Raw genomic sequence first — 19,714 nt, 5'->3', positions numbered from 1 at the left:
GAAAAAGTCATCAAATTCTGATTGGAAAAGTGAACCCCTGACCTCAGGTTTACTAATCAAGATGGGGAAACTCTAGGTATTTTCTCTTATTTAGCCTCCATCCAATTCTCCCCAGCGTGAATATCAACCTTAAGGGGGATACTCAATTTGAGAGCGGATTCCATGGTCTCTCGGATGGTCAATTCTAGGGACTGCCATTCCTCCTGGGGCATTTCTAAGACCAGTTCATCATGAACTTGCAGTAAAATTCGCGCCGCGCGATCGCCCAAGACCTGATGTAACTTAACCATGGCGATTTTAATCAGATCGGCACTCGACCCCTGAATTGGGGCATTGGCCGCCGCCCGCAGGGCTTGAGAGTCGGCTAGGCTGAGTTTGTTGAGGTGATCCAAATCAATGCTGTCGGGAGCGGTTCCCTGGAGTTTCCGCAGACTGGGGGACTCGAAGTTAAAGTAACGACGGCGGCCACAGAGGGTTTCCACATAGCCTCGGGCGATCGCCTCCCGTTTCATCTGCTGTAAATACTCAAATACCCGAGAATAGCGGCTATTATAGCGGTCAATAAACTCTCGTCCCTCTAAGATACTAACCCCCGCCTCTCGGGCGAAGCGTTGCGCCCCCATGCCGTAAATCACGCCAAAATTGATAGTTTTCCCCAAGCGTCGCTCCTCTGGGGAAATCTCGGAGGTCTCAAAGAGGAGTTGCGCCGTCAGGCGGTGAACATCCTGGCCCGTATTATAGGCTTCCAGCAAAATCGGTTCTTGGCTCAGATGGGCCAAAATCCGTAACTCGATTTGGGAATAGTCAGCGGTGACAAGCGTCCAACCCTGGCGGGGTAAAAAGGCTTTGCGGATTTGACGGCTAAACTCGGTACGGATGGGGATATTCTGTAAATTGGGATTGGAGGAGGAGAGCCGGCCGGTGGCGGTGATGGTTTGATTGAAGTCCGTATGGATGCGGGGGGCTTGCTCCTCATCGGCCTGCACCAGTTCCGGTAGGGCATCCACATAGGTCGACTTGAGTTTGGCGAGACTGCGATATTCCAGGATCACATCCACAATGGGATGGTCTCCCTGTAACTTCTCCAACACTTTGGCATTGGTGGAGTAGTTCCCGGTTTTGGTTTGAGTGGTTTTGCGCTTGTCTAACTCCAGCCGTTCAAAGAGAATCTCTCCCAGTTGTTTGGGGGAGTTGAGGTTAAAGGACTCCCCAGCCAACTCATAGGCTTGTTGTTCCAACTGCTGCAACTGTTGTCCCAACTGCTGGGAGAGTTGCTGGAGATAGTCAATATCCAAACGAATCCCCAACCACTCCATCTCGGCTAAGACCGGTTCTAGGGGCAGTTCAACCTCCTTAAAGAGGTCATCGAGGGAGGGGGTATCCTGGAGATGCTGCCGTAATTGGGCCACCAGGCGATAGGTGACATGGACATCCTCAGCGCAATAGTGGGCCGCCACGGGAATGGAGACATCGGCCATGGTTTTGCCTTTGGGGACAATGTCCTTAAAACTACTGACCGTTAAGTCTAGATAACGCAGCGCCAAATCGGTGAGGTTGTGGGTGGTTTCTGGGTTGATGACGTAGCTGGCTAGGAGGGTATCAAACACCACCCCCTGTAACTGGATACCCTGACGGCGTAACACTAGGCGATCGTATTTCGCATTTTGCAAGACTTTGGGATAGCGATCGCCCTCTAACAGGGGCCGCAACCGCTCTAACACCGGTTCAGCAGCCAACTGTTGCCCCTGATGATGACCCAGGGGAATATAGGCTAAGTCCCGGGGACCGTCTCCCCAACAACAGCCTAATCCCACTAACTCGGCTTCGATGGCCTTGGTACTGGTGGTTTCTGTATCCCAAGCCACGGGAGAATTGGCATCGCTATGAGTCTTCAGGTGTTCTAGAAGTTGGTCGAGTTTGGCATCGCTGTCGATAATCTGGGGCTGTAACCGCGACTCTTCAGGGGGTTGGCTAGTTTGGGTATCCTGCCAAGTCCAAAAGCTGGTATCCTCTGGAGTCTCCTGGGATGGCTGAGTCGCCGTTGTGGTCAGGGGTCCTCCGAGTTGGGTTTGGAGTTGTTCTAGGCTGTTGCGGAGGGAGTGTAATTCTAGTTGTTCGAGGAGGGGTAAGACCTGTTGAGGGTCAAATCCCCGTAGTTGAAGTTGCTCCCAGTTGACCTCTAGGGGAACCTCACAGCAGATTTTAGCCATGTACTGGGTGTGATAGGCGGCCTCGCGTCCCGTTTCTAGCTTTTTGCGGGTTGCGCCTTTAATTTCCTCCAGATGGGCGTAAATTTCATCTAGGGACCCATAATCTGTTAGGAGTTTCACCGCTGTTTTGGGGCCAATCCCTTTCACGCCGGGTAAGTTATCAGAACTATCACCACAGAGGGCTTTATAGTCCACTACTTGCTGGGGGAGAATCCCCAGTTTCTCTTGGACTTCTGGGGTCTGGAACTCTTGGGGACGGGCGTTTTTGCGTCCCCAGCCCCCGGCGAGATGGAGAACGGTGATGGGGGGATGTTCGGCGATGAGTTGGAATAAATCTTGGTCACCACTGAGGAGTTTGACCGGATATTGCTGTTGCTGGGCCTGCTGGGCCAGGGTTCCTAGGACATCGTCGGCTTCGTAGCCGGGGGCGGTGAATAGTTGAAAGTTGAGGGCTTGCAGGAGTTTTTTGAGGTTTTCTACATCGGGGATGAAGTCCTCGGGGGTTTCCGCTCGTTGGGCCTTGTAGGTGACGTCGGCTTTATGGCGGAAGGTGGGGGTGCTGGTGTCGAAGGCGATCGCCACGGCGGAGGGCTGATGGGTGGCGATACTATCGAGAAGGGAGCGTAGGAAACCAAAACACACACTGGTGGGGAGTCCTGTGGAGGTTCGCAAGCCGCCCTCACGACCTTTGGCAAAGGCGTAATAGGCACGAAAGGCGAGGGAATGACCGTCAACAAGCAGGACTGAGGACACGGGGACTCTCCGAGAACAGGGGTTTTCTTCCATTTTGCCTTGATTTGGTCTCAATGGCCCCTTGTCCGGAATGGGGCGATCGCATCTTGGAAAAATCCTGCTAGAGTAGCAGGGTTTGAGATGCGTTGAGACCGATTCACCTCAGACTCTCTATCCTTGGTTGCGATCGCGGTCTGAAAGATCCCCTGAAACCCCTATGAGAACTTATCGGAAAACTCGTCAGAAATCCCCCCCCTGGAGAGCGCTAGCCGTTGTTGGCTTACTAATTGTTGGCGGGGGGGTGGTCTATAGCCTCGTGTTACGGCGGCCGGTGAACCTGAGTTTAATTGTTGGGGCGGAGTTAGTGCCCGAGGATGCCCTGATGGCAGCTTCTATTTCCACTAATTCGGGACAATGGCAACGCTTGCGGGAGTATGGAACTCCTGAGAGTCAGGCCTTATTCCAGGAGCAGTTGGAGGAGATGGAGACGAGGATCTTAGGGAACTCGGATCTGACCTATGAGGAGGATATCGCTCCTTGGGTGGGCGATCGCATCACCCTCGCCGTTCTTCCGGCACCGGAGATTGGTGCGGATACTCCCCTGGAAGCCTTACAAGCTGATCGCTCCAATCTCTTCATTGTCCCCATTGGCAATGCTAGTCGCTTACAGTCGCGAGTGGCGCAACTGGAGGGGGGACTGGGGTTACAGGAGCGCAACTATCGCGGCGTCACCCTTTACGAACCGCAGATTGATGACCCCCTGAGTGAAGAAGCCCTGAATCGTCCCAAGACTTTGGCGGTGGTTGACCGGCGGTTTGTGCTGCTATCTCAAGAACCGAGTGCCGTGATGCGTGCCATTGATGCCTATCGCGATAATGGCTCCATCTTGAGGGTTCCGGGCTATAACCAAGCTTGGGAGGGTTTGCCGGGGACGGATTTGGCCAGTGTCTTCCTAAATGTGCCCCGGGGTCTGGCGGTCTTAGCGGAAGACTCAACTCGTCCTCTCAACCCAGAGGCCATTGAGAACCCGCAACATCAGGGACTTGCTAGCACGATTGGTCTTGAAAGTGATGGCATTCGCTTTCATACCCTATCTTGGCTCAAGTCGGACAGTGAAATCACCTTGGATGTGGAGAGCCGTCTTCCACTGACCCTAGTTAACCGCTTTCCCGACTCGACAACAATGGTCATGACTGGGTTGAATTTCCAGCAACTCTGGGAAGATCATCTACAGAATGCTCAAACGAATCCCTTAATTCCTCTCAATTCGGCCTGGTTTCGCAGTGCTTTACAACAGACAGTTGGGGTCAATTTAGAGAATGAACTCCTTAACTGGATGACGGGAGAATTTGCCCTGGGATTGGTTCCTAGTCGGGGTAATGATGACACCACGTTCCCCGGAAGTTTGGTGGTGATGGCGGAAACGACGAATACTGAAGCTACGGAAACGCTCTTCCGACGGATCGATCGCGCGGTGGTAGATCGCTATGGCTTTGAGGTCAATGTGGAGGTCGAAGAGTTGGGCCAACGTCGTTTGGTCACCTGGGATACTCGCCGTCAGGGTCTGGAGGTCAGCCATGGTTGGCTGGGGGATTCCGTGGTCTTTTTTACCATCGGGGCCCCAGTCACTCAGATGTTGTTGCCGCAGCCAGACCTGGCACTGTCCCGCAGTTCCCGGTTTAGTCATGTGGTTCCCCGAGAGCCAGACCCCAGCCATGGTCTCTTCTTTTTAGGCTTAGATGGAACGATTTTGGAGGATGAGCAGGAGGCGTTACCCTTGCCCCTGTTGCGGCTTCCTCCGGAACAACAGGGGGTTTTGGATGCCGTTGAAGCGATTGGGGTGCGGGCCGGTGTTCAAGATGAACGCAGCAGTCGCTATGACATTTTTGTGAAAATCAGACGTCCCTAGTTGGGAGCATCTCCTGGGGAGGGGTAGCGCGATCGCCGCAGGATAATGACATCATTGCCGACGACGGGACTGCGAGCTACTAAAATCCCCTGATCATCGACAATTTCCACATGGCTAAAATCCAGTCGTTGGGCTTTAGTCCAGAGGCCATTGGCAAGCTGGGTTCGTTCTGGTCCGTCGAGGGTATACCATTGGGGGGTAATTTCGACCCGTAATAAATCTGCCTCAAAGTTGGCGCTGATACGCTTGACAAAGCGGTTTTCGTCGGTGCAATTTTCTTGTTGGGTCAGGTTGAGACCGGAGCGGTAACAGCGTTCATAGGGGCGTGCCACATCACTAATTTGCGATCGCACGGCCGCCACCAGTTGCTGTTCTGGGGTGAGCTGACGGGGCTCAGGGGTCGGGGCTTCTAGGGCCGGTTCCGGGAGAGATTCAGGTAAGGGTTCGGGGCTGAGTTCGGGGCTAGGTTCGGGGCTGGGTTCGGGCAATTCGTCCAATTCTGGAGCTTCAGCCACTGCTGGGGGTTCCGGGGCTGTGGGGCTGGGTTCGGGGTCTTCGAGGCTAGGGGCTGGGGAAACTGGGACTTGAGGGGGTTCAGGGATAGGGGTCGGTTCGACCAGCGGAGCCGGTTGACGGGCAATCTCCGTTGGTTGGGAGCCACCTTGAGGAAGCACCACCACCAGGGCCAGGCCCACAGCGGCGATCGTCCCTAGCCAAAGTAAGGGATTTTGCCAGAGGGGTAATGGCTCAGCCGCTTCTGGGGTTTCCAGGCGTACTAGCCAACGTTCCAGGAGGGCGATGAGACGACGCAGGACTCCGATGAGAAGCGATCGCAACAGTCCTGATTGTTGATCTTCCGACGGCGGTGGCGTTTGAGACATAGGGTAAGGGGAGTCCCCAGATGACTGGTGGCCGGGTTTCGGGTTGGCTGGCCCACCTGGGTTAGCACTGCGACCTCACTATAGCAGTCAAGACTCCCCCCTGCACAGCCCACCGCTCTCCCATGGGTCTAGGATCTGGGGGGCGATCGCCCCTAGGAAATACAGAAGTTTTTCACGATAGTCCAGATTGCGGGAGTTGACTTTTTTTGTTACACTTTTTAACAATCTGTCAAACAGTGGTACAATTCCCCAACATCCATTGCCAAATCTGACGTATCCCTTTAGGATAGAAAGTCGCCCTTGCTATGTTCAGTGTCATTGGCAGGTTATATCCTTGGCAGCGGTTGCTGGGGCGTGACCCAGAGGTGGGAAGCGCGGATTTGTCTGATGGGACAACTGTGATACCGTAGAGAAGGGCTTGCCAGCGCAACTTCGGAATGCTCCCCTAACGACAATACCCACCGCCCGCCCGTGACGGCTTGGAGTTCTAAACAGCTCCCTCATGGGGAACAGATTAACAAGCCAAGCGTAACGTTCACAGTAGTCATTGCAACCTGACGAACCTCATGTATGAGCAAAAATTAACGCTACAGCAGACTGTCCAGGGTAATGACAGACACAGGTTGACCCGTCACGGAGGGAACTAAGGAAATGGCAGTAAATCTGTCAGGTTCAGAGACAATCAGCAGGATTCGGGATACTTGACCTCGCCCCTCGGTGATTTGCCAGAGGACAGTTCAAAGTCCCCCGCTGAAAGCGAGATTTTTCATTCAAATACGTTGGTTTAGTTTAGAGGTTTACTCATTATGTCTATTCGCCTTTATGTCGGTAACTTGCCCAAAGATGTTGAGCGGGAAGAATTACAAAACTTTTTCCAAGACGCTGGCGACCTGTTGTCCGTGAAAGTGATCACCGATCGCAAAACCGGAAAATGCCGGGGCTTTGGCTTCGTCACCGCCAAAAATGACGAACAAGCTGACCAAATTGTCGAAGCATTCAATGGCAAAGAGTTTAAAGAGAGCGCCCTAAAAGTCGAGAAAGCCATGCCTCGTAAGAAAGGCAAGGAAAAACCGGATAGCGCCCCGGCCGCCAAGCCCAGTTCCTCGGGTAACCGCAGCAATCGTTCCACTTCATCGACTCGTAGTTCTAGCTCCGAGAGCGCACAACCTGATCCCCGTTGGGCTGATGAACTCTCGAAACTCAAGCAAATGTTGGCCTCTCAAACCACAAACTCTTAAAACCTGGCTGGGGTCTTGACCATGACCAATATTTGGACATCGCTAACCCTGTCCCAATGGTCACCCCAACGCTGGCAGAGCGGTAGCTACGGCTGCCGTCTTCTGTTCGGTTCTCTGGGGGCCTGGAAAGCAGGAAGTTGGTTAATGCAATGGGCTGACAGTCTCGGTGTAGTTCTGTTGAGTGTTCTGTTTGCTCTTGCTCCCTTCGTTTCAACAACCCTAATTGGGGTTCTCCTGGCCCTGTGTGCCTTATTTTTGCTGGTCCTGTTGCTGTCTGATGATAGTCAGTTGGCCCTGACCCCGATTCATATTGGCGTCGGGCTCTATTGGCTAGTGGCTAGTTTAGCGACAGCGTTTTCACGGGTTCCTCAACAGGCGGTTCGTGGCTGGGTGAAATTGACCCTGTTTCTGGTGGTGTTTGCCCTCGCTGCCCGGGTGTTGAGGTCTACCAAGCTGCGCTCAGTGTTAATTACCATTTACCTCCATACGGCCCTGGTGGTGAGTGTCTATGGAATGCGTCAAGTGTTCTTTGGGGCCGCCCCCCTCGCCACCTGGACTGACCCCACCTCCGCCTCAGCCAATGTGACGCGGGTGTATAGCTATTTAGGCAACCCTAATCTCTTGGCCGGCTATCTGATCCCGGCGATCGCCCTGAGTCTCGGGGCGGTGTTTGCCTGGGAAGGTTGGCCCCGTAAAGGGTTGGCGCTGTTGATGCTGGGGTTGAATAGCACGGTTCTGTTCCAGACTTATAGTCGGGGGGGCTGGATTGGCATGGCCGCCACCCTATTTGTCTTTGTGCTCTTGGCCGTCTATGGCTGGCGCGATCGTTTGCCTCAAGCCTGGCAAAAATGGGCCCTTCCCACAGTTTTGGGGGGAACCGTTGCCGTCGTCCTCATTGCCATCACCGCTGTTCCCCCAGTTCGCGATCGCGTGTCGAGTCTCTTCATCGGCCGGGCCGACAGTAGCAACAACTTCCGTATCAACGTCTGGACATCGGTGCTTCAGATGATTCGCGACCATCCCATCTTAGGCATCGGTCCCGGCAACGAAGCCTTCAATCAGGTCTATCCCCTCTATATGCGCCCCCGCTACACGGCCTTAAGTGCCTATTCAGTGCTGTTAGAGATTACCGTAGAAACTGGGTTCGTGGGACTGAGTGCCTTTATCTGGTTATTAGTGGTGACGGTTCAGCAGGCCCTGATCCAACTGCGACGGTTACGTCATCAAGCCAATCCCCAAGCCTTTTTCCTGATTGCCACCGTGGCCAGCCTAGCCGGGTTTATGGCCCATGGCTTAGTCGATACGGTCTGGTATCGTCCCCAAATCAACACCCTCTGGTGGCTCTGTCTCGCCCTGGTTGCCAGTTTTTACCCCAGCCTACCTCCCCGTTCCCAACCCTCTCAACCCTCCTAATTTCCCTTACCCAGGGCCCCTACTGCCTATTGCCTATTGCTAGCTTGCCTATTCCCTGTTCCCTGTTCCCTGTTCCCTATTCCCTATTCCCTATCCCATGTCCATCACACGCGATCGCCATTCTGTGGATGTTTTGGTAGTTGGAGGGGGAACCGGGGGAACAGCGGCCGCCATTCAGGCGGCGCGACAGGGGGTGAATACTCTATTAGTTAGTGAGTTTCCCTGGTTAGGGGGAATGCTTACCGCTGGGGGAGTGAGTGCCCCAGATGGGAATGAACTCCTGGCCCTACAGACGGGCCTGTGGGGGCAGTTTTTGCGGGACTTACAACAGCGTCAACCGGGGGGCTTAGATTGGGGTTGGGTGAGTTTCTTTACCTTTAATCCCGCCGTCGGGGCGCAGATTCTTCAGGATTGGTTTGAGGCCTTACCCAATCTGCATTGGATTTGGGGACAAACCCCGCAAGGGGTGAGAGTGGAGAATAATCGCCTGCGGGAGGTGGAGTTTCAGGAGTTTGATGTCACCGCCGAGGTGATTTTAGATGGGACGGAATTAGGGGATCTCTTGGCCCTGGCGGATATTCCCCATCGCTGGGGCTGGGAATGGCGATCGCAGTTCAACGAACCCAGTGCCCCAGAAACCCCCAACTCCCAGACTGCCCAGTATCCCGTCCAGGCCATGACCTGGGTGGGAGTTTTACAAGACTATGGCCAGGGGGCCGTCGCCCCAGAAATCCCGGCCCCGGCCATGGATGTTCCCTCAGACTTCCTGGGGGCCTGGGAAAACTACGGCGTAGAGAAATTCCTCAATTATGGTCGCCTTCCGGGCGATCGCTTTATGTTGAACTGGCCCCAGCAGGGCAACGATTATGGCGTCAACCTACAACGGCTGATTGAATCTCCCCAGGCCCGTCGCGACTGTTTACAAGAAGCCCAATGGCGAACCCAGAGTTTTGCCCGTTTCCTGCAACGGCGACTGGGCCGGCGTTATGGCTTAGCCCAGGGACTCTTCCCCCAAGAGAACTCCGGATTAGCCTTACATCCTTATTTCCGAGAAAGTCGCCGTCTGCTGGGGGTCAAAACCGTTTGTGAGTCCGACGTTTTACCCCAACTCAGGGGACAGGTTGCCCCCTTACCCCTAGGAGAACAGGGAGTTGAGGCGATCGCCATTGGCAACTACGCCAACGACCATCATTACCCCAACTGGGACTTTCCCGTGCAGCCAAAATCCCTACGTTGGGGAGGACGCTGGACCGGAACCCCCTTTGCCCTTCCCTATGGTTGTCTAATTCCCCTAGAGATGGATGGGGTTTTGGCCTGTGAGAAAAATATCTCCGTCTCCCATATTGCCAATGGCTGCACCCGTCTCCAGCCCCTGGTGATGAACTTGGGCCAAGCCGCTGGATTAGCGGCGGCCCTCTGCATACAGCGTGGTTGTCAACCCCGAGAATTGCCAGTGCGGGTTTTGCAAGATGCCCTGCTGAGGGATAAACAGGCCCCCGCCGCCGTCATTCCCCTGTTTAATGCCCTTCTCGAAGACCCCGATTGGCAGCATTGGCAACGCTATTATCTCAACCATCCCGAAGAGTATCCCGTCACCGGCTACCATCCCGGCGGAACCACCGTGATGCAACAACCCCTAAGTGCTGAGCCGATTTCAGGACACTTTCAGTTAGTGGGGCCTCAGGAGTACCAACTTCAGGTGGGCGATCGCACCTGGACGCTAGTCACCCTCCACCCCACCGTCGATCGCCACCTACAAAGTTACCCCCAGGGCAAACTCCTTTCGGGTTGGGGATATATTAATCCCTCGGGCCAGTGGTTGCGACTTGAAGGAATTTCATCCTGATAACAAACTCGGAAATCTGTAACAGGTACTAGATAACCTGAAACAGTTTTTCCGATTATGCGCCATTCATTGCTTCTGTCTGCTCTACTTTTAGGGTTAGGCTCCTCCCTAACCGCCGCTCCTCAAATCACTGAGGAACCTAACGCTGAACAGGTTGCCTTTCGGGGCTTTCTCTCAGCACAAACTGAACAAAAAGATGAAGTTGAACCCCATCGGGGTAGCGGCCGTCGCCGTTTTCAACCCGATACAAACCAACATCAACCCGGAGACTCGTTTCTCCCTGTCACGAACTTTTAAGGTCAGTCTCAAGACTGGAAAATGCCTACTGTTTTCCAGCATTATATCAGGGCATTCTACTCATTACGTCACCGTGTTTTAGCCATTTCAAGTATTTGTCTGTTCAGAGGTCATTCAACATTAGAACTCCCAGGAGGACAGGTAACATCGCCAAAGCGTCGCAATTCCCAGGGGTCTGGTGGGTTGGGGCAGTTCAAACGACTTAACAATTGGCAGAGTTTCTAAAAGTTTTCTAAATAATCGGGGGAGGTTGAGGAGAGCCATTCCATAATCAAATGAAACGGTCTCCTCATTGATACGACCTATGACCCCTACCCCATCCTCCCCCTGGCGTAATATCGCAATTGTCGGTCCCTACCTGAGTGGGAAAACCACGCTCCTGGAGAGTATCCTCTCGGTAACAGGAGCGATTTCCCGTAAAGGAACTGTTGAAAACGGAACCACCATCGGGGATAACAGTCCCGAGGCCCAGAACCGCAGCATGAGTGTGGAAGTCTCGGCGGCCTATACCCAACATCGGGAGGTTCAGTTTACCTTCCTCGACTGTCCCGGTTCCATTGAATTTGCCCAAGAAACGGCCAATGCCTTAATTGGGGTGGGTTCGGCGGTCATTGTCTGTGAGCCGGATGTGAGCCGAGTCTTGACCTTGGCCCCCCTCTTCAAACTCCTGGATGATTGGGAAATTCCCCATCTGTTGTTTATCAACAAGGTGGATCGGGCCACATCCAGTTTTACGGACGTCTTGCAGGCCCTGAAATCTGTCTCCTCCCGGCCCCTGATTCCCCATCAATATCCCATCCGCAAGGGAGATCAAGTCACCGGATTTATCGATCTCGTCAGCGAACAGGCCTTTCAATATCATTCTGGGGCCCCCTCCGATCCGATTCCTCTCCCGGAGGAGTTGCAAGCTGAAGAACAGGCGGCCCGACAGGAAATGTTGGAAGGCCTAGCGGACTTTGACGATCGCCTCCTTGAAGAACTCCTCGAAGATATCGACCCCTCCCAAGGGGAGATTATCAAGGATATGAAACAGGAACTGACGGCGGATTTGATTGTGCCGGTGTTTATGGGGGTGGCCACGGAAGATTACGGGGTTCGCCATCTGCTGGATGCGTTGGCTAAGGAAACCCCAGAACCGGCGGAAACGGCGAAGCGGCGGGGGGTAAATGCGGCCTCAAATGAGGTGATTGCCCAAGTCCTCAAAACCTATTACACCGCCCAGGGGGGTAAACAATCTCTGGTTCGCGTTTGGAATGGCACCGTCACGGAAGGGATGACTCTCAATGATACCCGAGTGGGGGGTGTGTATCGGCTGATGGGGGCGGAACAGAAAAGTGTGCAGACGGCTGAGATTGGTGAAATTGTCGGCCTAGGACGGTTGGATCAGGTGCAAACGGGGGATACTCTGAGTTCTCAGGGCACTCTGGAGTTGCCTCGGGCGGAGGCCTTTCCGCCGGTATATGGGTTGGCCATTACCCCGGAGAATCGTAAGGATGAGGTGAAAGTCAGTGCAGCCTTAACGAAACTCGTTGAGGAAGATCCCGCCCTCACCTGGGACCAAAATCGTGATACCCATGAAATTTTGCTGTGGGGCCAGGGTGAGATTCATCTTCAAGTGGCCTTGGATCGGCTGCGGCGTAAGTATAACTTGCCCATGACGGGACGGCCGCCTAAGATTCAGTACAAAGAAACGGTACGTCAGCGGGTTGAGTCGGTTCATGGTCGCTACAAACACCAAAGTGGCGGTCATGGCCAGTTTGGCGATGTCTATTTGGATATTGCCCCCCTTCCTCGCGGTGAGGGCTTTCAGTTTCGTGAAACCATTGTTGGGGGGGCGGTTCCCAAGCAATATATTCCGGGGGTGGAAACGGGGGTTCGTGATTATTTAGCCCAGGGCCCCTTAGGCTTCCCGGTGGTGGATGTGGCGGTGACCCTAACGAATGGGTCTTATCATAGTGTCGATAGTTCGGAACAGGCCTTTAAGCAGGCGGCCCGGGTGGCGATGCAAACGGGGATGGTTCAATCTCAACCGACGCTGTTGGAACCGATTTTGTTGGTGGAGATTTATAGTCCCAGTGAGTCTACCTCCAAGGTGTTACAGGTGATTAGTGGCCATCGCGGTCAGATTCTCGGCTATGAGGGCTATGAAGGCTGGCCCGGTTGGGATAAAATCTCGGCCTATTTCCCTCAGGCGGAAATGCAGGATTTGATTGTGGAGTTGCGATCGGCCACCATGGGCGTGGGAACCTATCGTTGGCAATACGATCGCCTCGAACCGGTCCCCGATAAGTTGGCCAAACGGATTCTCAGTCAGCAGGAGGGCTAGGGCTATCTTGACACTCGCCGTCTGAAACCCCTCAAACCGGCAATTCTAAGGGAATTTGTCCGAGGGTTCCCTTGCGGAAGTCGTTGAGGAGTTCACAGGCGGCCCGTTCGAGATCTCCTTGATGGCGATCTCCCCCTAATTGAGTGAGATAAGACTCCCCCGTCATCTCTCGGGGGTTGAGATGATAGCGATCGCGCAGCCGTTCATAGGCTGGGGTTTCTCCGGCTAACTCCGGTAACTGGGTGATTAAATCCACCATCATCGCCGCCACTCGCTGATTATCATAGGAGGCTTCGCCGATATCCTCACAAATGGCGAGTTTGACGGCATTCTCCTGATTATCCAAGCGCCAAGGAATAATCCCCGGCGCGTCGAGAATTTCCAGGTTGGCGGATTTACCGGGGCGATCGCTCAACCGCACCCAGCGCAACTGACGAGTCACCCCAGCCCGTCTGGCACTTTCGACCACTTTACGGCGCAACAGGCGGTTAATGAGGGCGGATTTGCCCACATTGGGGAAGCCAATCACCACGGCCCGGATGGGGCGAGGGCGCATTCCCCGGGCGATGCGGCGTTCGTTGACGCCCGAACCGGCGGTTTCTGCGGCCCGGGCCACCTGAGACACTCCTTTTCCCTGGCGGGCATCAGTGAAATAGGGAACCTCACCGCGATCGCGCAACCAAGCCTCCCAGGCCTCCCGAACCGCCGGAGAAATCATATCCATGCGATTGAGAACCAAGACGCGGGCCTTGTCCCCTAACCAGCCCTCTAACTGAGGATGATGGGTGGCTAGGGGGATACGGGCATCGCGAACCTCCAACACCACATCGACGCGGTTGAGTTGTTCTTTAAGTTGTCGTTCAGCCCGGGCGATATGGCCCGGATACCATTGAATTGCTGCCATTAGGGAACTACCAAAACGGGACAGGGGGAGAGGTTAATGGTGAGATTGGTGACGCTTTCGGCGGCCCCTTCATCCGTTAACCCAGTCCCACGACTCCCCATGACAATCAAATCCATATCCTGTTCATCCGCCACATCGCAGATGACGAAAGCGGGTTTTCCCTGTCGTTCAATGGTGGCGACTTCCATCCCCTGTTGGGCGAACACCTCCTGGGCGCTTTTGAGAAGATTGGCGATCGCCTCTGGGGAGTTATGCGGGCTGGGGGCTTCTCCCTCTGCTGGGGGTTCCACCACGGAGAGAATGGTGAGTTTGGCTTGATAGGTTTTGACGATATCGGCAACAACGACGGCCGCCTCACGGGATTCGCGGCTACCATCGACCGGGAATAATACACTCTTAAACATGGTCATCTCTTTTAGTGAACCCGATTGGTCGGGGGGAATGCCCCGAATGGGGGGCTAGGGTCGATCCACCCCTACGCCCAATTGTCTCAGATTATCCGGCGATCGCCCTCTGGACTTTACAGTTTGCAAGTTCCCACTGGGGCGATGGCTGCCTGAGACGGACAACCCTTTGGTAGAATTGTCTCGGCTTAGAGTCTCAAGGTCTGCCTCGACCCCCTACGGAATCGGGGCGTCTAGTCGGTCTTAGCCGTCGAGAATTAGCCGTTATGAATTTAGGAGATAATACGTGTCTAAGAAAACTGTAGCAAATTTGTCCGCTGCCGAGCTATCGGGTAAGCGTGTCCTCGTCCGCGCGGATTTTAACGTCCCCCTCGATGATACGGGTAAAATCACCGACGATACCCGGATTCGTGCTGCCCTCCCCACAATTCTCGACTTGACGGGCAAAGGTGCCAAAGTCATCCTCATCAGTCACTTCGGCCGCCCCAAAGGCCAGGTGAACGAGTCGATGCGTCTGACTCCGGTTGGGGTGCGTCTCTCGGAATTACTGGGTAAGAACGTCACCAAGTGCGATGACTGTGTCGGTGATGGGGTGAAAGCGGCTGTGGACAGTCTCGCAGATGGGGAGGTCTTGCTGTTAGAGAACGCCCGCTTCTATGCTGGAGAAGAAGCTAACGATCCTGAGTTTGCCAAGCAACTGGGAGAGTTAGCCGATGTCTATGTCAATGATGCCTTCGGGACGGCCCACCGGGCCCACGCTTCTACGGAAGGGGTGACGAAGTATGTGGATACCTGCGTGGCGGGTTATCTGATTGAGAAGGAACTGGAATTCCTGCAAAATGCCATTGAGAATCCCCAACGTCCTTTGGCGGCGATCGTGGGGGGGTCGAAGGTCTCTAGTAAGATTGGTGTGATTGATACGCTGTTGGAGAAGGTGGACAAGCTGTTCATCGGCGGCGGTATGATTTTCACCTTCTATAAGGCCCGAGGCTTGGGTGTGGGTAAATCTTTGGTGGAAGAAGACAAGCTGGAGTTGGCGAAGTCCCTCGAAGCCAAAGCCAAGGAACGGGGGGTTGAGTTATTGCTACCCACCGATGTGGTTTTGGCGGACAACTTCGCCCCTGATGCCAATGACCAAACGGTTGCCGTTGAGTCGATTCCTGATGGTTGGATGGGCTTAGATATTGGTCCTGATTCCATTAAAACCTTCCAAGCGGCGTTGGAACAGTGCAAATCAGTGATTTGGAATGGTCCGATGGGCGTGTTTGAGTTTGATAAGTTCGCGAAAGGGACCGAGGCGATCGCGCAAACTCTAGCGGGTTTGACGGAGAAAGGAACCATCACGATTATCGGCGGTGGTGACTCGGTGGCCGCCGTTGAGAAAGTGGGTGTGGCTGAGAAAATGAGCCACATTTCTACCGGTGGCGGTGCTAGTTTGGAACTCCTGGAAGGGAAGGTTCTACCGGGGATTGCTGCCCTCGACGACGCTTAACATCATGTTGGAGATTCAGGCTTCAAGGTACTCAGTAACATTGATGGCAAATTAAAACCCTAGCTGTAGGGGCGACGAGTTTGTCGCCCCTGCCATTTGGTTTTCAATACACTCAATCCACCTGATATCCTGAAAACCCGGTGTTCTCTCTATGTCCTAAGAACATAGCGCACAATACTTGACCTAGACCGAAAGCGCTCGACAAAAACTTGCTTAGAAGGGTTATATCGAGCTTTTTGTTAATACATAGTTGTTTTGACTTAAAATAATAAAATGATGAACGAATCAAGGGCGGTTGCACTTCTAGGCCAAGTATTTGGCTGTGAACCTGTCGAGACTAGAGAAGAATACAAATTCACTCCCAGATCTCGTGGTGATGACCTTACGGTTAGCATCAGGAAGACTGACCTGGCTACAACTGTCACTGCTTTAAACGAAAAATCACGACTTGAATCACTTTGGTTGTACGATGACACGACTATGGAGATCCTTACTCGTGAGGAAAGCCCAAGATTTATGCGCACATTTAGTAGGCACGAAAAAATAAAACTTCGAGATCGTGATAATGGAGTATTATATGAAATTATTTCAGCAAGTGATGAATATATTCTTTTCTTCCTCGACGCGATTTCTGAGCATCCAAATGCTCGAGTCTTCTTGCACGGCCGTAATATAAGACCGTGGTCTGCAGCGCCTTTACCTGAAAAAACATCGACCGTTTTTGAAATAATGCGAAGGGCCTATTTTCGCATTACAACTCTCCGAATTACATGTGATTCCAAAACATCGGCTTCGAGTATGTCATCTCTTGCGAATGCCTTTTTTTTTCAGATGGCATTTAACACAGACATCATCTTTGTTCCTCAGAAAGAAATTGATTCAATTTTTCGATCTAGTCGCATATTGCAAATGCGACGCAATCGCCCTGAGGAAATAGATCCACCACGCAGAACATATAATAAAGACCTGATTCATCATTATTTAATGGCTCTCTCAACAGAAAATCCTTTCGTTGAATACCTGTCTTATTACCACATTCTCGAACATTTTTATGAAGAAATATTCCAAGAAAATCTAGTTTTATTGATACAGGATCAGATAACTGATCCCGCTTTTTCTTATCGTCGAAAAAAGGATATTAGGGGGCTTATCAAAACCATAGGTAAATCGCTCCAATTTCGAGATGATGGGATTACTTTCTCTGAAGAACAAGCGCTTAAATTGACATTGATGCGCTTTGTTGATATCTCTAATTTAGTTGATGACCTCAATAGCTATGATCCTTCTATTATTGACTACTACGAAAATAACAAAGTCGGCTTTGCAAATGCTGTTGAGCTTGATTTGAAGAGTGGCGATAATACCAGAATCTATAAATCGCTATCAAAAAGAATTTACGTAACTAGAAACGCACTAGTTCACAGCAAGGATGGAGACAAAGCAAAATACACTCCATTCGTTGATGATCATGTTTTGGCAAAGGAGCTACCATTGTTGCGATTTGCTGCGGAGAGAACCATATTGTCTAATTCAAAAATCATAGAATAATATGACATAAATATTTCCTCTGGCAGTCGAGGTCATTTCACCGTTATCATATCAAGATAAGTTACGCCTGATTCATTTTCTTTTGTTTGCAATGGCAAAGGAGATATGACAAAACGGTAAGAAAGCAATAATGCTTAACGGTCAGCGATTTTCCTGAAATTGAGATAGCCTAGAAGCAAGTTATCATAATGCTAAACTATGACTGCAAAACTTGAAGCTGCGATCGCTGCCATCGGGGAACTCTCATCCGCAGAGCGCCAGCAACTACTGCAAATCCTGATCCAAGACGATTTCGCTGAAAACTCCCGAACCGAACTGGAACTCCTCAATGTACAGTTTTGGCAAGGCATCTCCCTCGGGCAGTTACGTACTACCCAAACCCCAAGCACTGTTGATAATCTTAAGGATCTGGCTGCTGACTTTTGGCCGGAAGAAGACTCGATTGAGGATTTCCTTACCTTCCTGCAACAGCAGCGACAAGACGTAACTTAGCCCAGAATCTATGAGTCTTATCCTGCTGGGTGGAGATTCAGGTGGGCAAAGTCCGCCTGAACTCCAAAGGGAGGGCGCTGAGAGCCACATTGTGCCTGGAAGCGCCAAAAGTCCCTCAATCGGCTTTGAGACCTGGCAGTTGCCCTCTGATACATACTTAGTCATTCAAGGGTTTCAGGGTGGCATCATTGACAGATAGGCTAAGATTAGCTAGTTTTGAATAAAAATACTACTAAACTATCGCAGGTAGCTTACAGCAATGAGTAAGAAAGTCAGCATAACCTTAGACGACGAAGTTCTAGATTTTGTGGATCGACTCGCAAGAAATCGCAGTCGTTTTATCAATGATATTCTTTTGCAAGAAAAAGAAAGAATTTTCATGAAAGAGCTAGAAGCTGCTTATATAGATCAGGCGAATGATCCAGAGTTCCAAGAAGAAGTTTCCGTCTGGGACATTACCGTGGACGATGGTCTAAAATGCATTAATGTCTCTGTTATCAACGATATTATAAACTAAAGTTTTTTATTGACGTCAACATTATGGACTACCAAAGCATCATTACAATTGAGCCTGGAAAACGCAGTGGCAAGCCATGCATTAGAGGAATGCGAATCACAGTCTATGATATTTTAGAATATCTAGCCGGTGGAATGACTGAAACAGAAATTTTAGAAGATTTCTCAGAACTCACCTCAGAAGATATTAAAGCTTGTCTTAGTTTTGCAGCTGACCGTGAAAAAAAATTATTCGTGGTAACGCTGTGAAACTCTTATTGGATGAGAACCTTTCTGACCGAATTATTTCTAAAATCATCGACTTGTATCCTAATTCGGAGCATGTCAAGACTTTAGTGCTTACGAATACTGATGATGGCGTTATTTGGGAATATGCCAAACAGAATGCTTTCGTGATTGTTTCTAAAGACTCTGACTTTCATCAGCGCAGCTTACTGTATGGTCATCCACCCAAATTTATTTATCTTCGGGTTGGGAACAGTCCAACTTCCAAAATTGTTCGGATATTGAGAGACAATTTTGGTATCATCAGCGAGTTTGGAGATAGAGAATCAGAAAGTATTTTGGTGTTGACATAACGCGAAACCGCGTTCTCGCAAACGACTTGAACCCCACCGTCTAAACTAGACTCAATTGACGTAACCCTTCAGAGGATATCTGAAAAGGGTGGGGGTATAGAAAACCAGAAAAGCTAGCAAGGGTTTAACCTGTCAAGTATCAACCAAAACAGACCCTCACTAGCCATGACTCTATCTTATTCTACAGACCTCAGCGAGGCTGAATGGGAAATCCTGCAACCCTTACTACCAAAGGCCCGTCCGAGAGGTCGCCCCAGAACCGTCAGTTGGATGCATCATGAAGCCATATTAGCGTCGCTTCAGCGGGGGATTTACCCTGCTTCAGGTTCTACTCGTTATTGTAATTTTGGGAATCCTGAGTTCACTATCGATTGTTAGCTGGGCACATCTGACGGCAAATCAGGCCGTCAAACAGGGGAATGAAGCAGTCTTTATCGCTATCCGTTCAGCACAAGTTTGAGCCAGAACCTCAACAGTCCGATACCAGGCCAGATTCCGAGGTGAGCCAGATCAAGCCTTGTGGGCTATTCATCCCGCTAGCCTTCATCCCAACGAAGCCCAGTGGAATGCCCGACCCTACCCCGTCCGCTACGATGAAGAGAACAGTCCCCCAGTAATCGCTTGATAGAGCTGAGTCCCCACTTAGGCATTCGCTTTCAATTCGATCCTGAGCGATTGCGTCTATTTTATCCCGATGGTCGCGAGTTTTTGGAGAGTGTTGAGCGAGAACGACCGGCCCGCGATCGCATTGCTAAACTCGAAGCCAAACTACGGGATACGGGGATTGAGCCGAACTAATCCAAGACTTCCATTTGCCCGGGCCGGGGAGTGAGTCGCGGTAGAATTTGTAGGAGGGGACAGAGCTTCAGAGGTTGCTCACCCCGCGAAGGTTGCATCGTTTAACGTCTGTTCCCTGCTGCTAGAGCTG

Annotated in this window: 17 protein-coding genes; 13 read left to right on the top strand and 4 right to left on the bottom strand. The window is 52.0% G+C overall.

The window, feature by feature from the left end; genetic code table 11:
- Positions 1-86 precede the first annotated feature (86 nt).
- Positions 87-2,996, bottom strand: coding sequence for a DNA polymerase I (polA, locus tag NEA10_RS19450; protein ID WP_252662995.1), 2,910 nt, complete (start codon positions 2,994-2,996; stop codon positions 87-89).
- Positions 2,997-3,159: 163 nt separating this feature from the next.
- On the opposite strand from polA, the gene NEA10_RS19445 reads away from it, so the two are divergent.
- On the top strand, positions 3,160-4,851 hold the full coding sequence (locus NEA10_RS19445) for a DUF3352 domain-containing protein (protein ID WP_252662994.1): 1,692 nt from the start codon (positions 3,160-3,162) through the stop codon (positions 4,849-4,851).
- Here NEA10_RS19445 and NEA10_RS19440 read toward each other — a convergent pair.
- Entirely contained in the window at positions 4,848-5,732 is an 885-nt protein-coding gene (locus tag NEA10_RS19440; protein WP_252662993.1) for a hypothetical protein, read from the bottom strand. The two genes, NEA10_RS19445 and NEA10_RS19440, sit on opposite strands and share 4 nt — an antisense overlap.
- Positions 5,733-6,538: 806 nt before the next feature.
- On the opposite strand from NEA10_RS19440, the gene NEA10_RS19435 reads away from it, so the two are divergent.
- The 5 genes from NEA10_RS19435 (at position 6,539) to NEA10_RS19415 (ending at position 12,852) form a co-directional block, all read left to right on the top strand.
- A complete protein-coding gene (locus NEA10_RS19435; RefSeq protein ID WP_252662992.1) occupies positions 6,539-6,970 on the top strand; it encodes an RNA recognition motif domain-containing protein in 432 nt (143 codons plus the stop codon).
- Positions 6,971-6,991: 21 nt separating this feature from the next.
- Positions 6,992-8,383: an IctB family putative bicarbonate transporter gene (locus tag NEA10_RS19430; protein ID WP_252662991.1), complete on the top strand. Its 1,392-nt coding sequence runs from the start codon at positions 6,992-6,994 to the stop codon at positions 8,381-8,383.
- A gap of 97 nt (positions 8,384-8,480) precedes the next feature.
- A complete protein-coding gene (locus NEA10_RS19425; protein WP_252662990.1) occupies positions 8,481-10,229 on the top strand; it encodes an FAD-dependent oxidoreductase in 1,749 nt (582 codons plus the stop codon).
- A 57-nt stretch (positions 10,230-10,286) separates the two neighbouring features.
- A complete protein-coding gene (patX, locus tag NEA10_RS19420) occupies positions 10,287-10,526 on the top strand; it encodes a heterocyst-inhibiting protein PatX (protein WP_252662989.1) in 240 nt (79 codons plus the stop codon).
- Positions 10,527-10,830: 304 nt separating this feature from the next.
- On the top strand, positions 10,831-12,852 hold the full coding sequence (locus NEA10_RS19415) for an elongation factor G (protein WP_252662988.1): 2,022 nt from the start codon (positions 10,831-10,833) through the stop codon (positions 12,850-12,852).
- Between the two features lie 31 nt (positions 12,853-12,883).
- Here the strand turns inward: NEA10_RS19415 and ylqF are convergent, their stop codons facing one another.
- Both ylqF and NEA10_RS19405 read right to left on the bottom strand, forming a co-directional pair.
- Positions 12,884-13,756, bottom strand: a complete 873-nt coding sequence (gene ylqF / locus NEA10_RS19410) for a ribosome biogenesis GTPase YlqF (protein WP_252662987.1) — start codon at positions 13,754-13,756, stop codon at positions 12,884-12,886.
- Positions 13,756-14,160 (bottom strand): universal stress protein, encoded by a 405-nt coding sequence (locus NEA10_RS19405; RefSeq protein WP_252662986.1) that lies wholly within the window; start codon positions 14,158-14,160, stop codon positions 13,756-13,758. Before NEA10_RS19405 ends, ylqF begins: the two co-directional genes overlap by 1 nt.
- Positions 14,161-14,446: 286 nt before the next feature.
- Between NEA10_RS19405 and NEA10_RS19400 the strand changes: the two genes are divergently transcribed.
- The 7 genes from NEA10_RS19400 (at position 14,447) to NEA10_RS19365 (ending at position 19,584) form a co-directional block, all read left to right on the top strand.
- Positions 14,447-15,652, top strand: a complete 1,206-nt coding sequence (locus NEA10_RS19400; RefSeq protein ID WP_252662985.1) for a phosphoglycerate kinase — start codon at positions 14,447-14,449, stop codon at positions 15,650-15,652.
- 273 nt (positions 15,653-15,925) lie between these two features.
- Positions 15,926-17,200 (top strand): hypothetical protein, encoded by a 1,275-nt coding sequence (locus NEA10_RS19395; RefSeq protein ID WP_252662984.1) that lies wholly within the window; start codon positions 15,926-15,928, stop codon positions 17,198-17,200.
- Positions 17,201-17,398: 198 nt separating this feature from the next.
- Positions 17,399-17,692, top strand: coding sequence for a hypothetical protein (locus NEA10_RS19390; protein ID WP_252662983.1), 294 nt, complete (start codon positions 17,399-17,401; stop codon positions 17,690-17,692).
- Positions 17,693-17,951: 259 nt separating this feature from the next.
- Positions 17,952-18,209 carry a type II toxin-antitoxin system MazE family antitoxin gene (gene mazE / locus NEA10_RS19385; protein WP_252662982.1) on the top strand — a complete coding sequence of 86 codons (258 nt, stop codon included), beginning with the start codon at positions 17,952-17,954 and terminating at the stop codon, positions 18,207-18,209.
- Positions 18,210-18,232: 23 nt separating this feature from the next.
- Positions 18,233-18,457, top strand: coding sequence for a DUF433 domain-containing protein (locus tag NEA10_RS19380; RefSeq protein WP_252662981.1), 225 nt, complete (start codon positions 18,233-18,235; stop codon positions 18,455-18,457).
- Positions 18,454-18,786 carry a DUF5615 family PIN-like protein gene (locus NEA10_RS19375; protein WP_252662980.1) on the top strand — a complete coding sequence of 111 codons (333 nt, stop codon included), beginning with the start codon at positions 18,454-18,456 and terminating at the stop codon, positions 18,784-18,786. Before NEA10_RS19380 ends, NEA10_RS19375 begins: the two co-directional genes overlap by 4 nt.
- Positions 18,787-19,407: 621 nt before the next feature.
- A complete protein-coding gene (locus NEA10_RS19365; protein WP_252662979.1) occupies positions 19,408-19,584 on the top strand; it encodes a hypothetical protein in 177 nt (58 codons plus the stop codon).
- Positions 19,585-19,714 lie beyond the last annotated feature (130 nt).

It is taken from the genome of Phormidium yuhuli AB48, from assembly GCF_023983615.1.
Taxonomy (GTDB): domain Bacteria; phylum Cyanobacteriota; class Cyanobacteriia; order Cyanobacteriales; family Geitlerinemataceae; genus Sodalinema; species Sodalinema yuhuli.
Note: the sequence above shows the minus strand (reverse complement) of the source record. Positions and strands in the feature narration are given on the sequence as shown.

Bases quoted from the DNA above. Each gene is read 5' to 3' on its own strand.
- NEA10_RS19405 (WP_252662986.1), bottom strand. From the start codon at position 14,160: ATGTTTAAGAGTGTATTATTCCCGGTCGATGGTAGCCGCGAATCCCGT.
- patX (WP_252662989.1), top strand. From the start codon at position 10,287: ATGCGCCATTCATTGCTTCTGTCTGCTCTACTTTTAGGGTTAGGCTCC.
- NEA10_RS19415 (WP_252662988.1), top strand. From the start codon at position 10,831: ATGACCCCTACCCCATCCTCCCCCTGGCGTAATATCGCAATTGTCGGT.
- NEA10_RS19430 (WP_252662991.1), top strand. From the start codon at position 6,992: ATGACCAATATTTGGACATCGCTAACCCTGTCCCAATGGTCACCCCAA.
- polA (WP_252662995.1), bottom strand. From the start codon at position 2,996: ATGGAAGAAAACCCCTGTTCTCGGAGAGTCCCCGTGTCCTCAGTCCTG.
- NEA10_RS19380 (WP_252662981.1), top strand. From the start codon at position 18,233: ATGGACTACCAAAGCATCATTACAATTGAGCCTGGAAAACGCAGTGGC.
- ylqF (WP_252662987.1), bottom strand. From the start codon at position 13,756: ATGGCAGCAATTCAATGGTATCCGGGCCATATCGCCCGGGCTGAACGA.
- mazE (WP_252662982.1), top strand. From the start codon at position 17,952: ATGAGTAAGAAAGTCAGCATAACCTTAGACGACGAAGTTCTAGATTTT.
- NEA10_RS19440 (WP_252662993.1), bottom strand. From the start codon at position 5,732: ATGTCTCAAACGCCACCGCCGTCGGAAGATCAACAATCAGGACTGTTG.
- NEA10_RS19425 (WP_252662990.1), top strand. From the start codon at position 8,481: ATGTCCATCACACGCGATCGCCATTCTGTGGATGTTTTGGTAGTTGGA.
- NEA10_RS19445 (WP_252662994.1), top strand. From the start codon at position 3,160: ATGAGAACTTATCGGAAAACTCGTCAGAAATCCCCCCCCTGGAGAGCG.
- NEA10_RS19395 (WP_252662984.1), top strand. From the start codon at position 15,926: ATGATGAACGAATCAAGGGCGGTTGCACTTCTAGGCCAAGTATTTGGC.
- NEA10_RS19435 (WP_252662992.1), top strand. From the start codon at position 6,539: ATGTCTATTCGCCTTTATGTCGGTAACTTGCCCAAAGATGTTGAGCGG.
- NEA10_RS19390 (WP_252662983.1), top strand. From the start codon at position 17,399: ATGACTGCAAAACTTGAAGCTGCGATCGCTGCCATCGGGGAACTCTCA.